General features: G+C 71.1%; 16 protein-coding genes and 1 tRNA gene. 14 read left to right on the forward strand and 3 right to left on the reverse strand.

The annotated features are described in order from the left end of the window. The first annotated feature begins 7 nt into the window (after positions 1 to 7). Entirely contained in the window at positions 8 to 985 is a 978-nt protein-coding gene (locus tag F6J84_RS02875) for a 1,4-dihydroxy-2-naphthoate polyprenyltransferase (protein WP_150971221.1), read from the forward strand. Between the two features lie 93 nt (positions 986 to 1,078). Here F6J84_RS02875 and F6J84_RS02880 read toward each other — a convergent pair whose 3' ends face one another. Continuing rightward, positions 1,079 to 1,384, reverse strand: coding sequence for a DUF4229 domain-containing protein (locus tag F6J84_RS02880; protein ID WP_420846171.1), 306 nt, complete (start codon positions 1,382 to 1,384; stop codon positions 1,079 to 1,081). A gap of 88 nt (positions 1,385 to 1,472) precedes the next feature. Here F6J84_RS02880 and F6J84_RS02885 point away from each other — a divergent pair, with 88 nt between their 5' ends. Further along, positions 1,473 to 1,853, forward strand: a complete 381-nt coding sequence (locus F6J84_RS02885; protein ID WP_150971225.1) for a PLDc N-terminal domain-containing protein — start codon at positions 1,473 to 1,475, stop codon at positions 1,851 to 1,853. A 1-nt stretch (position 1,854) separates the two neighbouring features. Then, positions 1,855 to 3,657, forward strand: coding sequence for a 2-succinyl-5-enolpyruvyl-6-hydroxy-3-cyclohexene-1-carboxylic-acid synthase (menD, locus tag F6J84_RS02890; RefSeq protein ID WP_150971227.1), 1,803 nt, complete (start codon positions 1,855 to 1,857; stop codon positions 3,655 to 3,657). A gap of 173 nt (positions 3,658 to 3,830) precedes the next feature. Here menD and F6J84_RS02895 read toward each other — a convergent pair whose 3' ends face one another. Beyond that, positions 3,831 to 5,066 carry an isochorismate synthase gene (locus F6J84_RS02895; RefSeq protein ID WP_150971229.1) on the reverse strand — a complete coding sequence of 412 codons (1,236 nt, stop codon included), beginning with the start codon at positions 5,064 to 5,066 and terminating at the stop codon, positions 3,831 to 3,833. A 22-nt stretch (positions 5,067 to 5,088) separates the two neighbouring features. Between F6J84_RS02895 and F6J84_RS02900 the strand changes: the two genes are divergently transcribed. The 7 genes from F6J84_RS02900 (at position 5,089) to F6J84_RS02930 (ending at position 11,580) form a co-directional block, all read left to right on the forward strand. After that, positions 5,089 to 5,643: a DUF402 domain-containing protein gene (locus F6J84_RS02900; RefSeq protein WP_150971231.1), complete on the forward strand. Its 555-nt coding sequence runs from the start codon at positions 5,089 to 5,091 to the stop codon at positions 5,641 to 5,643. 67 nt (positions 5,644 to 5,710) lie between these two features. After that, complete coding sequence (locus tag F6J84_RS02905) at positions 5,711 to 6,430, forward strand: demethylmenaquinone methyltransferase (RefSeq protein WP_150971233.1); 720 nt, start codon at positions 5,711 to 5,713, stop codon at positions 6,428 to 6,430. A 76-nt stretch (positions 6,431 to 6,506) separates the two neighbouring features. Continuing rightward, positions 6,507 to 7,571: a polyprenyl synthetase family protein gene (locus tag F6J84_RS02910; RefSeq protein ID WP_150971235.1), complete on the forward strand. Its 1,065-nt coding sequence runs from the start codon at positions 6,507 to 6,509 to the stop codon at positions 7,569 to 7,571. 60 nt (positions 7,572 to 7,631) lie between these two features. Next, positions 7,632 to 9,005: an FAD-dependent oxidoreductase gene (locus tag F6J84_RS02915; RefSeq protein WP_150971237.1), complete on the forward strand. Its 1,374-nt coding sequence runs from the start codon at positions 7,632 to 7,634 to the stop codon at positions 9,003 to 9,005. Positions 9,006 to 9,059: 54 nt separating this feature from the next. Beyond that, entirely contained in the window at positions 9,060 to 10,040 is a 981-nt protein-coding gene (locus tag F6J84_RS02920) for an alpha/beta hydrolase (protein WP_150971239.1), read from the forward strand. Between the two features lie 122 nt (positions 10,041 to 10,162). After that, a complete protein-coding gene (locus F6J84_RS02925) occupies positions 10,163 to 10,906 on the forward strand; it encodes an alpha/beta fold hydrolase (RefSeq protein WP_238702575.1) in 744 nt (247 codons plus the stop codon). Beyond that, positions 10,903 to 11,580, forward strand: a complete 678-nt coding sequence (locus tag F6J84_RS02930) for an esterase/lipase family protein (protein WP_150971243.1) — start codon at positions 10,903 to 10,905, stop codon at positions 11,578 to 11,580. Before F6J84_RS02925 ends, F6J84_RS02930 begins: the two co-directional genes overlap by 4 nt. 154 nt (positions 11,581 to 11,734) lie before the next feature. On the opposite strand, the gene F6J84_RS02935 is transcribed toward F6J84_RS02930, so the two are convergent. Next, positions 11,735 to 12,223, reverse strand: a complete 489-nt coding sequence (locus F6J84_RS02935; protein WP_150971245.1) for a YajQ family cyclic di-GMP-binding protein — start codon at positions 12,221 to 12,223, stop codon at positions 11,735 to 11,737. A gap of 73 nt (positions 12,224 to 12,296) precedes the next feature. Between F6J84_RS02935 and F6J84_RS02940 the strand changes: the two genes are divergently transcribed. The 4 genes from F6J84_RS02940 (at position 12,297) to F6J84_RS02955 (ending at position 14,942) form a co-directional block, all read left to right on the forward strand. Then, entirely contained in the window at positions 12,297 to 12,791 is a 495-nt protein-coding gene (locus F6J84_RS02940; RefSeq protein WP_150971247.1) for an FBP domain-containing protein, read from the forward strand. A 2-nt stretch (positions 12,792 to 12,793) separates the two neighbouring features. After that, positions 12,794 to 13,717: a PfkB family carbohydrate kinase gene (locus F6J84_RS02945; protein WP_150971249.1), complete on the forward strand. Its 924-nt coding sequence runs from the start codon at positions 12,794 to 12,796 to the stop codon at positions 13,715 to 13,717. A 99-nt stretch (positions 13,718 to 13,816) separates the two neighbouring features. After that, positions 13,817 to 13,901: transfer RNA gene (locus F6J84_RS02950), tRNA-Tyr, on the forward strand. 168 nt (positions 13,902 to 14,069) lie between these two features. Then, entirely contained in the window at positions 14,070 to 14,942 is an 873-nt protein-coding gene (locus F6J84_RS02955; protein WP_150971251.1) for a class II glutamine amidotransferase, read from the forward strand. The last annotated feature ends 40 nt before the right edge of the window (positions 14,943 to 14,982 follow it).

The following is a 14,982-nucleotide window of genomic DNA, read 5'->3' on the forward strand; positions in this document are numbered from 1 at the left end:
GCTCCCCGTGGCAGGCAAGACCAAGAAGCGTTCCGGAACGGGATCCAAGCGACCTCAGCCCCGCGGCAATCCGCAGCGGGCGCAGGCCCCGCGTGACCCCCGCACCCGCACCCGTGCGACCCTCGGCGACTGGATCGGCGCCGCACGACTGCGCACGCTGCCCCTGGCGATAACCCCCGTCCTGATCGGCACCGGAGCCGCCCGGCTCGTCGACGACGAGTTCCACTGGCTGCTCGCCCTCGGCTGCCTGGCGGTCGCCGTCCTCCTGCAGATCGGCGTCAACTACGCCAACGATTACAGCGACGGTGTGCGCGGTACCGACGACTTCCGGATGGGGCCGGCCCGTCTCACCGGCGCGGGCAAGGCGCGCCCGCGCACCGTGCTCGCGGTGTCCTTCGCCTTCCTCGGCCTCGCCGCGCTCGCCGGACTGGCGCTGACCATCCGCACGCAGCAGTGGTACCTGATCCCCATCGGGGCGGTGTGCATCGTCGCGGCGTGGTTCTACACCGGGGGCAAGAAGCCCTACGGCTACAACGCGCTGGGCGAGGTGTTCGTCTTCGTCTTCTTCGGGCTGGTCGCGACGATCGGCACGACGTGGATCCAGGTGCAGGCGGTGCCGCAGGAGGCATGGTTCGGCGCGGTCGCGGCGGGGCTCCTCGCCTGCGCGGTGCTCCTGGCCAACAACCTGCGCGACATCGATCAGGACCGGGCAGCCGGCAAGCGCACGCTCAGCGTCCTGATCGGCAAGCGCGGCACGCAGGCGCTGTTCACGATCTTCGTCCTCGTGCCGTTCGCCATCTCGAGCTTCCTCGCCCTGGTCTACCCGATCGCCTGGCTCGCCCTCATGGCTCTGCTGCTCGCGCTTCCCGCCATCCTCATCGTGTGGACGTTCGGCAAGCCGCGCGAGCTCGTGGTGGCGCTGAGCCTGACGTCGTTCGCGTCCCTCGCGTACGGCGCGCTGCTCTTCTGGGCCTTCATCGGCTGACGCGTCCCCGCACCGTCACCGGCCGACGCGCGGTGCCTTCAGGGCAGGCGCGCTCACGGCGAACGGCCGTCTGATCGTCCCGAGGGCGGATTCTCAGCGGGGCTCGCCGGCGGACGCGGCGCCCGGTTCGTCGGTGGCGCTGTCCTCGGCCTCCGCGTCCACCTCTGCCGCCGGGCGGCGCGGAGTGCGGCGGTTCCCGAGATCGGCGGTCGCCTCGGCGAGCGGTCGACGCAGGAACAGCAGCGACAGGCTCAGACCGATGAGGGCGGCGAACACGGCGGCCAGCCAGTACAGCTCCCGGAAGATCGGGAAGAGCATCAGGATGCCGAAGGGGACCAGGAACGCGAGGATGCGCAGCACCGAGTAGACGATCGCGGGACGGGCTTTCACGTCCCTCATCCTACGGTCGGCTGCTGTGTGGCCGTGCGTGTGCTGTGTGGGTGGCGGTGGCCGCCCGAGTCCCCGCGAGTCGGCCTAGGATGGGGGCATGGCGAGGCTCCTGCTCATTCTTGCGCTGGTGGCCGTCGTCCTCTGGGTCTACAGCGTGGTCGATTGCGCGCTGCAGCCGGCGACGAGGCACCGGGGCGTCAGCAAGGGCGCCTGGATGGCCATCGTCATCCTGCTGCCCGTGGTCGGCGGACTGCTCTGGTTCGTGGTCGGCCGTGGCCGCCGGTCCGCGGCGCCCGTGCGCCGTGCGCCGGACGATGACCCGCAGTTCCTGCGCACGATCGGGTCCATCAGCGACCAGGACGAGCGCATCCGTCGTCTGGAGGAGGAGCTCGCTCAGCTCGACGCGGAAGAGGACCCGGATGCGGGGCCCACAGCGCCGCATCGTCCCGCGGACGACGACGACACCCGCACCAGCTGAGATGAGCGGCAGCGACACCGCCGGGCGTGCACCGGCGACGGATGCGGCTGCGGCCCTGCTTCAACGGCTGCTCGAGCGCGGCGTCACGGAGATCGTGCTGAGCCCCGGTTCCCGTTCCCAGGCGCTCGCCCTCGCGGCCGCCGAACTGGAGCACCAGGGCGCGCTCCGCGTGCACGTGCGCATCGATGAGCGCGTCGCCGGTTTCACGGCGCTGGGCATCGGGCGCGAATCGGGTCTCCCGGCCGTCGTGGTCTGCACTTCCGGGACGGCGGTCGCGAACCTCCTGCCGGCCGTGCTGGAGGCGCACCACTCCGCCGTCCCGCTCCTCCTCCTCACCGCGGACCGCCCGCCCGAGCTGCGGGGCGTGGGAGCGAACCAGACCACCCGCCAACCGGGACTGTTCGCCGCCGCGACGCGCTTCGAGGCGGATGCGCCCGTGCCGGACGAGCTGGATCCGGACGGCACGGGGGCGCAGAGCGTCATGATGCGGCGTCTCGCCGACGAGGCCCTCGATGCCGCCCTCGGATGCGGCGCGCGACCGGCCGGCCCGGTGCATCTGAACCTGCCGTTCCGGGAGCCGCTGGCCGGCGCCCTCCCGCCGTGGGCGGTGCCGGCGGCTGCGGCGGTGCCCGCGGTTCAGGACCAGGCCGATCCCGCCGCGCCCGCAGAGGACGAAGCCGCTCTGTCCGGTGCGCTCTACCAGGGCGGCGGCGGGATCGGGGAGTCCGACGTGCCCCCGGATGCGGAGGATCCGACCGTGCTGGAGCGCGGCCCGCGCACGGTCGTGATCGCCGGGGCCGGAGCCGGCCCGGACGCCGAGCGGATCGCCCACGAGGGCGGATGGCCGCTGATCGCGGAGATCGTCAGCGGTGCCCGTTTCGGTCGGAACCTCATCCACGGCTACCGGGAACTGCTCGCGGATCCGGCCCTCGGTGGACGCGTGCAGCGCGCGGTGGTGCTGGGGCATCCGACGCTCAGCCGTGAGGTGACGGCCCTTTTGTCCCGCACCGACGTCGAGGTGATCGCCCGGCGCGGCCCCGGCGAGCCGCTCAACCTGAACGGCGCGTCGACCGCGGTCGACGAGATCGCCGTCGGGACCGGTCCGGCGGACCGGGAGTGGCTGGGGGAGTGGATGCAGGCGTCGCGCGCGGCCGCCGTGGACCTCAGCCCGCCCGCGCCGGACGCCCAGGGGCTCGCCTCCGTCGTCCCCGCCCAGCGCCTGGGGGCGATCTCCGCCGAGCTCGACGTCCTCCGTGCACCCCTCGATCGGGACGTGCTCGTGGACGCGGTGTGGCGCGCGACGTGGCCGCACGACCGCCTGGTCTTCGGGTCGTCGCGGCTCGTGCGGGTGGCGGACCGGGTGCTCGGCGGGAAGAAGGTGCCGGTCCACGCGAACCGCGGTCTCGCGGGAATCGATGGGACGGTGTCCACCGCGCTCGGGGTGGCGATCGCGAGCCAGTCCGGCGGTCGCGCCGGCATGACCCGCGTGCTGCTGGGCGACCTGACTCTGCTGCACGACGTGGGGGCGCTCCTGTTCCCTGCTGCCGAGGACGAGCCCCGCATCCAGGTGATCGTCGGCAACGACGGCGGCGGCACGATCTTCGACGGGCTCGAGGTTGCGCAGGTGGCGGGTCCGGAGGCCATGGAGCGCGTGCTGTACACGCCGCACTCCGCCCGGCTCGAGCACCTGGCGCTCGCCTACGGCTGGGAGTACCAGCGGATCACCACCCGGGCGGCGCTCGACCAGGCGCTGACCTCGCCCGCCGGCGGGCGCCAGCTGATCGAGGTTCCCCTCCAGCGCTGAGGCCCGCCCTCCCCGCGAGACTGCATCCTCCGCACGAGACAGCGCGTGGCTGCGTCCGTCTCGTGGCCACCATGCAGTCTCGCGGGAAGAAGACGCGGGACGGGACGGGCGGCGCGACGGGACGGGACGGGCCGGGACGGGCGGCGCGACGGGCCGGGGTGCGGGGTGCGGGGTCAGGCGAGGGCGTCGACGATCGGGCGGAACTTCACCCGGGTCTCCAACAGCTCGGACTCCGGATCGCTGCCGGCCACGATCCCGGCCCCCGCGTAGGCGGTGAGGGGGATCGGGTCCTCGGATGCCCCGGGGTCGAACTGGGCGCACCGCAGCGCGATCGCCCATTCGCCCGAGCCCGCCGCATCGATCCAGCCGACCGGCCCGGCGTACCGGCCGCGGTCGAAGGGCTCGAGACGCCGGATCAGTTCGCGTGCTCGGGGCGTGGGCGTGCCCGCCACGGCGGCGGTGGGATGCAGTGCCGCGACGAGGTCCAGGGCGGATGCGGCGTCCGAGAGGCGTCCCTCGACGTCCGTGGCGAGGTGCCACACGTTCGGGAGCTTCAGGGTGAACGGCTGTTCGCTGGCACGCAGGGCGCTCGTATGCGGGCGCAGCGAGGCGAGCACGCTCCGCACGGCGAACTGGTGCTCGTCCTGGTCCTTCGGGCTCGTGGCCAGGGCGAGGGAAGCGGCGGTGTCCGCATCCGGGTCCGCCCCGCGGGCGGCGGTGCCGGCGAGCACACGCGCGGTGACGACGCCGCCCTCGACCGTGATCAGGGTCTCCGGGCTCGCCCCGATCAGCCCGTCGACGGCGAAGGCCCACGTGTCCGGGTATCCGGACGCGAGGGCGCGCACGAGCCGGCGCAGGTCCGCGCCGGCAGGAGCCGTGCCGACGAGGTCGCGAGCGAGGACGACCTTGCTCACTTCTCCGGCCGAGATCGCTTCCAGGCCGCCGCGCACGGCGGCGACGTACCCCTCGGGGGTGAGTGCGCCGGGACCCAGGGTGGCGGACCAGTGCGTTCCGTACGGCGTCATCTGTGGCCGCGGGACGGGTCCGTCGGCGGTGCGGATGGTGGTGATCCAGGAGCGGCCGTGGCGCCGGCCCAGGATGAGCTCCGGGATCACGATGGTGCTGGCACGCGAGGACCGCGGATCGAAGGCGAGGGCTCCGAAACCGACCAGACCGGTGCCCGGGATGTGCAGCGGGTCGTCGACGACGGCCGCCGCGGCGACCTCGCGCCAGGTCGCGGCGATGTCGTCCTCCGCCGTGAGGGTGAGGGCGGCGCCGAAGCCGACCATGCCCTCGCCTCGGCGCTGCCAGACCAGCGGATGCCCGGCGTCGGTGTAGGCGAGGAGGTCTTCGATCGGATCGATCTCGCGGGTCTCGACCAGCAGGGCGGAAAGATCTGATCGGGTCACCAGACAAGCCTAGACTCGTGGCGTGACAGAGGCCGCGTCCGCATCCGTCCGCCCGCCCGCCGGGACGCCGGTGACGTTCCGATGGCGGAAATGGGACGGCGCCCCGCACTGGATCCACGAATGCGTCTACCTCGGCAGCGACCGGTGGGGCGACTGGGTGGGACAGCAGGCCGGATGGCGCTCCGTGCGGCCGGGGCGGGAGATCATCACCACCGGTCCGAACGTCACCCTGGTGCCCCCGGAGGGCACCTACGCCTGCACCGTGAACGCCACGCATCCCCGGGTGCGTGTGTACATCGACATCGCCTGGGACGTGCGCTGGTCGGAGACGGAGCGCGACGTGCTGGAGGGCATCGACATGGACCTCGACGTCGTCCAGGCGCTCGACGAACGCGGACTGTTCATCGACGACGAGGACGAGTGGGACGAGCACCGCGTCCGGTACGGGTATCCGCTCGACGTGGTCGCCCGGCTGGAGGCGCTGGCGGTGGATCTGGAACGGCGCGTGGGGGCCTTCGAGGCCCCTTTCGACGACGCCACGGCCGCGCACTGGCTCGGCCGACTCGCCGCGCTGTGAGCGCCGCCGCGGCGGTACGGTGCGCCGGCCCGCACCGGCCGGAGGCGGCACGGCTTAGGCTGGGCGGGTGAGCGAACAGCACAATCGCGCCGACCTCGGCAAGGATCCCCAGCGCGTCAGCGGCATGTTCGACCAGGTCGCGCAGAACTACGACCGCACGAACACGGTGCTGAGCCTCGGCAACGACAAGCTCTGGCGCATCGCGACGACGCGGGCGGTCGCCCCGCGTCCCGGCCAGCGCATCCTCGATCTCGCGGCCGGCACCGGGGCCAGCTCGGTCGCCCTGGCCCGAAGCGGCGCCGAGGTGGTCGCGGCGGACTTCTCCCCCGGGATGATCGCGGAGGGCGCCCGTCGCCACGGTGACGTCCCCGGGCTGTCCTTCGTGGAGGCGGATGCCACGGCGCTGCCCTTCGGCGACGCCGAGTTCGACACCGTCACGATCTCCTTCGGCCTCCGCAACGTCAACGATCCGCGCGCGGCGCTCGCCGAGATGCGCCGGGTCACCAAGCCCGGCGGACGCCTGGTGATCTGCGAGTTCTCGCACCCGCAGCATCCGCTGTTCGCGGGCGTCTACCGCTTCTACAACGACCGAGTGCTGCCCATCGTGGCGAAGGGTGTCAGCTCCAACGCGGAGGCGTACGACTACCTCAACGAGTCGATCAAGGACTGGCCGGATCAGCGCACACTGAGCACGTGGCTACGCGAGGCGGGGTGGACCGACGTGGCCTACCGGGACCTCACGTTCGGCATCGTCGCGCTGCACCGCGCTCGGGCGCCGCAGGCCTGACGCCCGGCTCATGCCCTGTGCGGGCGGTGCCTTCGCATCCGCGCCGACCGGGGTGCGGCACCACGGGTAGGCTGGCATGGTGACACGGAGCCCTTCCGCGCCTGGTGCGCACCTCGCGAGCCGCCTCGGCCTGACCGAGCGCGTCTTCGCCGGTCCTGCCTCACGGCGCATGCTGAAGACCGTCGAGGACGGTCTGGCACGTGTCGAGACGAAGATGGGCGAGGAGCTGCGTGCGGCCGACTCCATCGCGGATGCCGCCAGCCGCTACCTGTACGAGGCGGGCGGCAAGCGGGTCCGCCCCATGCTCACGCTGCTCACCTCGCAGCTGGGCGAAGGCGTCACCCCCGAGGTGATCGAGGGCGCCGCGGCGCTCGAGCTGACCCACCTCGGATCGCTCTACCACGACGACGTCATGGACGGCGCGGACAAGCGTCGTGGTGTGCCCGCGGCCCACGCGGTGTGGGGGAACAACGTCGCCATCCTCACCGGAGACCTGCTGTTCGCGCGGGCCAGCCAGATCATGGCGCGGATCGGCGAGCGCGCCATCCAGCTGCAGGCCGACACCTTCGAGCGTCTGGTGCTCGGCCAGCTGCACGAGACGGTCGGTCCGGCAGAGGGCGAGGACCGCGTCGCGTTCTATCTGCAGGTCCTGGCCGACAAGACGGGGTCGCTGATCGCAGCGGCCGCGCAGGCCGGCGTGCTGTTCTCCAACGCCCCGGCGGAGTACCGGGAACCGGTGCTGGTCTTCGGTGAGAAGATCGGCGTCGCCTTCCAGCTGCTCGATGACGTCATCGATCTCTCCGCAGACCCCGCCGAGACGGGCAAGGTCCCCGGGACAGATCTGCGCGCGGGCGTGCCCACCATGCCGTACCTCCTTCTCGCGGCGCGGCAGGACGCGGCCTCTGCGGCCCTGCTGTCCCGTATCGACGAGGGCGTCGCGCGGATCGCGGATGGTGCCGACCCGGCGCTCCTCGACGCTCCGCTCGCCGACCTCCGTGAACACGACGCCACCGCCGAGACCGTGCGGCTGGCACAGGCATGGTCTGCTGAGGCGGTGGCGGCCCTCGCGCCCCTGCCGTCCGGACCCGTCCGCGAGGCGCTCGTGCGTTTCGCGGATGCGGTCACCGACCGCAGCAGCTGACCCCGGACACATCGGCCGCGTGGTGCGTCGCATGCCCGCGGCATCCAGGAAAGGACTCCCATGACCAAGCTCAGGCTGGCCATCGTCGGCGCAGGACCCGCCGGCATCTACGCGGCGGACATCCTGCTGAAGGCGGAGCGCGCGTTCGACGTGTCGATCGACCTCTTCGAGCAACTGCCCGCCCCGTACGGGCTGGTCCGGTACGGTGTGGCGCCCGACCACCCCCGCATCAAGGGGATCATCACGGCGCTGCGCGACGTGCTCGACCGCGGTGACATCCGGCTGTTCGGCAACGTGCGGTTCGGGGTCGACATCACCCTGGACGACCTCAAGAAGCACTACAACGCGGTCATCTTCTCCACCGGCGCCATCCGCGACGCGAACCTGGACATCCCCGGCATCGACGCCGAGGGTTCGTTCGGCGCGGCGGACTTCGTGAGCTGGTTCGACGGGCACCCCGACGTGCCGCGCACCTGGCCGCTGGATGCGGAGTCGGTCGCGGTCATCGGGAACGGCAACGTCGCGCTCGATATCGCCCGCATGCTGGCCAAGCACGCCGTGGACCTGCTCCCCACGGAGATCCCGCAGAACGTCTACGAGGGACTCGCGGCCTCCCAGGTCACTGACGTGCACGTGTTCGGCCGCCGCGGCCCCGCCCAGGTGAAGTTCACGCCCCTGGAGTTGCGCGAGCTGGGCGAACTGCGCGACGTCGACATGGTCGTGTACGACGAGGACTTCGACTACGACGACGCGACGCGCGCCGCGATCGCCAGCAACAAGCAGATCATGGTCATCGACCGCGTTCTCCAGTCCTGGCGCAAGCGCCCCGGCGTCAACAACGCCGGCGGCGAGGCGTCCCGCCGCCTGCACCTGCACTTCTGGGCGAAGCCCGTCGAGGTGAAGAAGGATGCGGACGGCCGGGTCGCGGCTCTCGTCTACGAGCGGACGCGCCCGGACGGACAGGGCGGCGTCGTCGGCACCGGCGAGCTGCGCGAGGTGCCGGTGCAGCAGCTCTACCGGGCGGTCGGCTACTTCGGTTCGCCCCTGCCGGGCGTCCCCTTCGATGAGCGGCACGGCGTGATCCCGAACCACGAGGGTCAGGCGCTGCAGTCGGACTCCAACGAGATCGTCCCCGGAATCTACGCCACGGGATGGATCAAGCGCGGACCGGTGGGCCTGATCGGCCACACCAAGTCCGATGCGATGGAGACGGTGCGCCACGTCATCAACGACCAGGGCTCCTGGTGGCAGCCGGAGGACCCCTCCGAGGAGGCCATCCCGGCTCTGCTGGCCGAACGGGGCGTCCGGTGGACCGACCTCGACGGCTGGCACCGGCTGGACGAGCACGAGGTCGCCCTCGGCGCGCCGCACGAGCGTGCTCGTATCAAGGTCGTCCCGCGGGACGAGATGGTGAAGGTCTCGCGCGGCGAGTAGCGCATCGCCCGGCCTCCGGGCGGGCACGGATGCCTCGGCCGATACGCTTGCGACATGAGCGACGGCTGGGGTCCGGACATCCTGGGCGCGGGGTTCGAGCAGCGGACGCTCCCGCTGGTGCAGCCGGGGGAGAACGGCCCGCTCGTTGCGACGCTCGTCCGGAGTGCGCCGAATCCGCTGGTCGCGTGGACGAAACCCCTGCGTGACGTCGACGTGCTCTACGTGCACGGCTGGTCGGACTACTTCTTCCAGCGCGAGCTCGCCCGATTCTGGACGGATCTCGGCGCGCGGTTCTACGCGCTGGATCTGCATCGTTACGGCCGCAGCACCCTGCCCGGCGAGGTGCCCGGCTATGCGGACTCGCTCGAGGAGTACGACGAGGACATCGAATTGGCGCTGGCGGCGATGGGCCAGGGTGAGAAGCGGGGCCGGCGGCTCGTCCTGGTCGGCCACTCCACCGGCGGTCTCACCCTCTCGCTGTGGGCCGCGCGTCATCCCGGACGCGCGTCCGCGCTCGTGCTGAACAGCCCGTGGCTCGAACTCCAGATCGGTCCGCTCGCCCGCCAAGCGATCGCGCCGCTGGTGCTCGCGCGCGCCCGGTTCCAGCCGCTCGGTCAGCATCCCGTCGTCGATCTCGGCTTCTACACGCGCGCGCAGATCGAGCTCGGGGCGATCCCCACGCCGGAGTACCGCGAGCTGTGGCGTCCCGCGCAGGGCTTCCCGACGCATCCAGGATGGTTCAACGCGGTCCTGACCGGGCATGCGACGGTGGCAGCGGGCATCGACGTCGGATGCCCGGCCCTCGTCCTGCTCTCGGCTCGTTCGAGCTCGCCGTTGCGGTGGGTCCCGGCGATGACCGAGACGGATTCCGTGCTCGTGGTCGACGAGATCGCCCGGGCTGCGCTCCGGCTCGGGCCGCTGGTCACGGTGGCGCGCATCCCCGGCGCGATCCACGACGTGTTCCTGTCGGCGTCCGCACCACGAGAGCACGCGTTCGCGGTGACCCGGGACTGGACGGCCGCGCGGTTCCGTTGACCTCGACCGCACAGACACCGACCGCGCGACCGTTCGACTCGGGCAAGGACGTGCCGGTATCACGAATGCGCGCGGGGCGCACACCTCAGCGGATCCGGACTCCGATGCCCCAGGATCAAGGGATGGTGGCGGCGCGTACGGCAGAAGTGGCGGGGCTCACTTTCCGCATTCATTCCTCGGTCCATCCGGATCCGGCGGCCGTCTACGTGCTCGTGCACGGGATCGGTATGTCGCATCGTTACCTTCGCCGCCTGCATGCCGTGCTGGCTCAGCGGGCCACCGTGCACTCGCTCGACATGCCGGGCTTCGGGGGCACGCCGAAGCCTCGGCGGGAGGTGCCGGTCGAGGAGATGGCGGCGGCGCTCGGGGGCGTGGTGGTTCTGCTCGGATCAGAGCCGGTCGTGGCTGTGGGGCACTCGATGGGATCGCAATGGGTCGTGGAACTCGGCGCCGCGCGCCCCGATCTCGTCTCCCACGTGGTGGTGATCGGTCCGGTCACCGATGATCGCCGGCGCAACGGGTCGGTACAGGCTCTCGCTCTTGGTCTGGACTCGTGCGGGGAGCCCCCTGCGGCCAACGCGATCGTGTTCACGGACTACGTCCGCTGCGGGCCTCGGTGGTACCTGCGGCAGCTGGGACCGATGCTGACGTACCCGATCGAGCGCCGGGTCGCCGAGCTGTCCGCCCCGCTTCTGATCATCCGCGGGGGCGCTGATCCGGTCGCGACGCGGCAGTGGTGCCGTCGCCTGCGGGATGCGGCCGGGGCGGGCCGCCTCGTGGAGGTCCCCGGCCGCCCGCACATCGTGCACTGGGGAGCGCCGAGGGCCGTCGCATCGGCGCTCCGCGCCTTCGTGCTCGCGCCATGACCGAGCCGTTGCGCCGGCTGCGATGGTGGGCGGCGGACTACCTGTACGCCGGTCTCTGGCAGGTCCGTGCGGCCTTCGACCGCACCGACCCGGGAAGCTTCCGGAATGGTGATCGGCAGCCGATCGTCGTGGTTCCCGGTGTGTACGAGACGTGGCAGTTCCTGCATCCGCTCATCGCCGCCCTGCACGAGCGGGGTCATCCGGTGCACATCGTCGACCCGCTCCACGACAACCGCATGCCGGTGGATGCGGGCGCGGCACTCGTGAGTGACTACCTGGTCGCGCAGGACCTGCGCGACGTGCTGATCGTCGCGCACAGCAAGGGCGGTCTCATCGGCAAGCACGTCATGGCGCTCGGGCCGGCCGGGGACCGTGTCCGGTGCATGGTCGCGGTTGCTGCGCCGTTCGGCGGATCCGTCTACGCGCGTTACATGATCATGCGGTCTCTGCGCAGCTTCTCCCCGCAGGACCGCACGATCCTCGCGCTGGCCGCGGAGACCGGCGTCAATGCTCGCATCGTCTCGATCTACAGTCGTTTCGACCCGCACATCCCGGAGGGCAGTGCGCTCGCCGGTGCCAAGAACGTGCAGCTGGAGACAGGCGGGCACTTCCGGATCCTCGCCCACCCGCGGATCGTCGCCGAAGTGGAGTCGCTCGCCGACACAGTGGCGTGAGACCTTTCTCATCAATGTCCCCCGAAGAGGGGACGGCGCGCGGGCGCCACTTCGGCTTCAATGGACCTAGTCGCGGTTCCCGCCCCCCGGATATGCCGCGAGATGGGAAGAGCCCCGGTGCCATCGGCATCGGGGCTCTCTCCGTGAGCGGTGCTCAGCGGTAGTTCACGAACTGCAGGTCCACGTCCAAGTCGGCGGCCTTCAACAGACGGATGACCTCCTGCAGGTCATCGCGGTTCTTCGACTGCACGCGCAGCTCGTCGCCCTGGATCTGCGACTTGACGGACTTGGGGCCCTCATCGCGGATGATCTTGTTGATCTTCTTCGCGATCTCCTGCGAGATGCCCTCCTTCATCGTCGAGACGATGCGGAATTCCTTGCCGCTGGCAGTCGGTTCACCGGACTCGAGGCTCTTCAGGGAGATGCCGCGCTTGATCAGCTTCGTCTGGAAGACGTCGAGCACCGCCTTCGCCCGCTCCTCGCTGTTCGCCTTGATGAGGATCGACTCGCCGCTCCATTCGATGGAGGCGCCGGTGCCCTTGAAGTCGTATCGCTGCTCGACCTCCTTGCGGGCCTGGTTCAGCGCATTGTCGGTCTCCTGCTGGTCGATCTTGGAGACGATGTCGAAACTGGAGTCAGCCATGCCGCGATTCTACTGGGACGCCCGCCGTCGTGGCGGGCTCGCCGCATCCGGAGCGTCTTCATAGAATGTGCGGATGCGGGCACTCACCGAGGACCAATTGCGGGCTGCGCTCGTGAACGCGGAGGCGGAGGAACTCCGTCACGTCGCCATGCCCCATGATCTGGCCCTGACGGATTGGGATCACCAGGACTTCTTCGCCTGGCGCGATCCGCGCAGCCGGGGGCGCGCATATCTCGTCGCCGAGCCCGACGGGGAGCCGGTGGGCGTCGTCCTGCGCGCTGCGGAGGGATCGAGCCGTGCGCGGTCGGCGATGTGCAACGTCTGCCACACCACCCAGCCCGCCGACCAGGTGACCCTCTTCACCGCGCGCAAGGCCGGGGCGGCGGGCGACCACGGCGACAGCGTCGGCACGTACATGTGCGCCGACCTGTCCTGCCACGAGAACGTACGGATCGCGGCGCCGCTGGCGCCGGGCGAGATCCGGGCGAGCGTCGATCGGCGTATCGACGGCACCAAGCATCGTGCGGAGGCGTTCGTGGAACGCGTGCGCGCAGGAGAGGGAGCGTGAGCATGCCCGGGACGGGTCCTGTCGTCGTCATCGGCGACGCTCTGATCGATGAGTTGCGGGATGCGACGGGTACGCGGGAGTTCGTCGGCGGCGCGGCGCTCAACGTCGCGGTGGGGCTCGCGCGGCTCGGGCTGCCGACGACGCTCATCGCGATGGTCGGCGACGACGAGGCGGGTATCCACATCCGTTCCTACCTCGACGACTACGGGGTGCGGTTGGTGGCGACCCCGTCGCCGCTCGGCACCGCGCGCGCCGTCAGCATCCGCAATGCCGGCGGCGAACCGGAGTACGAGTTCAACCACGCCGCCCGCGCACGGCGCATCCGTTTCGGTGACGAGGAGCGCCGTACGATCGCGACGGCTGCCATCACCGTGATCAGCTGTTTCGCCTTCGACGACGAGGCGCAGACGGAGGAACTGGCCGCGGCGCTCGCCGGTACGGACGGGCTGGTGGCGATCGACCCGAACCCGCGTGCCGGGATGCTGCACGACCGCGAGCGGTTCGTCCGCGGCTTCGAAGCCCTCGCCGCCGGGGCGGATCTCGTCAAGGTGGGCGAGGACGACGCGGCCCTCCTCTACGGCGAGCCCCTGGACCTGCTCCAAAAGCGGCTCCTCGCAGCCGGAGCAGCCGCGGTACTGGGAACCCGCGGACCGGGTGGCGCGGGCGTCTCGACCGCCGCGCTGTCCGTGACCCGTCCCATCGCCGAGGCGCCGGCCGCCGTGGTCGACACGATGGGAGCGGGGGATGCGGTGCTCTCCTCGGCCGTGGCGTCGCTCCTGGTGGAGCACCCCTCGAGCGAGGATGCGTGGGCGACGCTCCTCGAGCGGGCGATGGAAGTCGCCGCCGCGACCTGCCGATTCGAGGGCGCGCTGCTGCGGCTGCCGTCCGCGCTGGCCGGTCTGGAATCCGACGGCGCCGGGTCCTGATGCGCGGCGCGCCGGGCCGATTTCTATGCGGGGCGCGAAGCGGGTAATATCGGGGATCGCGCCTCCGCTCGACTGCTAAAGCCGGGCGGGCGCGCACTTGGCAGGTTACCCAAGCGGCCAAAGGGATCTGACTGTAAATCAGACTGCTCAGCATTCGGGGGTTCGAATCCCTCACCTGCCACCACACCAAGCATTGTTCGAGAGAAGACCGCCGATCCGATCGGCGGTCTTCTTCGTTTCGGAGCCGCGGCTCCGACTACGGGACCTATCGGCCTGGTGAGCCCGGCATCCTCCTGTCAGCATGGGCGGCAGGTCGGTCGGTGTCGTCCCTGCCGGCACAGGGAGGACGGACATGTGCCGGTGGATCGCCTACCTCGGGGCCGCGATTCCCGTCGAGGACGTCCTCGTCCGCCCCGATCACTCGCTCATCGCGCAGAGCCTGCTCGCCCGGCGGCTGTACTTGCCCGGGACGGCGATGGCCTCGCAGTTCCGGGACCACGCCTTCCCCACGAACGGTGACGGGTTCGGGCTGGCCTGGTCCGGACGGGCCGGCACGCTCGGCCAGTTCCGGGAGATCACGCCGGCATGGGACAGCGACAATCTTCGCCACATCGCCGCGCAGATCGAGTCCGGATGCTTCCTCGCCCACGTGCGGGCGGCCCCTGGGGGCACGATCTCGGAACAGAACGCGCACCCCTTCGTGCATGCCGGCTGGATGTTCCAGCACAACGGAGAGATCGGCGGGTTCCGGGACCTCAAGCGTGAACTGACGATGGATGTCGCCCCCGAGCTCTACCCCTTCATCAAGGGCACGACCGACAGTGAGGTGTGCTTCTTCCTCGCCCTGACGTACGGGCTGGCCGCGGATCCCGCCGCCGCACTGAGGCGGATGGTCGAGCGCGTCGAGACCGCTCGCCGGGCGCACGGCATCACCGAACCCTTCCGCGGTGCCATGTGTGCGTCCGACGGTGAGCGACTGGTGGTGCTGCGGTGGGTCAGTCCGGATGCCGGCGAGCTCCCGGCGCCCTCGCTGTTCCACAGCACCGGGTCGGAGACGCTGCACGTCGGTCCGGGCCGCACGGAGAGGCTCCCGGAGGGCGCCCAGCTCGTGGTGTCCGAACCGCTGGAACTGCACTGGTCGCGCCGCCACTGGAGGGAGATCCCTGCGGGCACGGTGGGCGTCTTCCGGCGGGACGCGGAGCCGGCCTTCCACCCGCTCGGCTGACCCGCGCTGACCTCGGCCGAGAGAGAATCACCCGCCGGAA

This window comes from Microbacterium caowuchunii, assembly GCF_008727755.1.
GTDB lineage: Bacteria > Actinomycetota > Actinomycetes > Actinomycetales > Microbacteriaceae > Microbacterium > Microbacterium caowuchunii.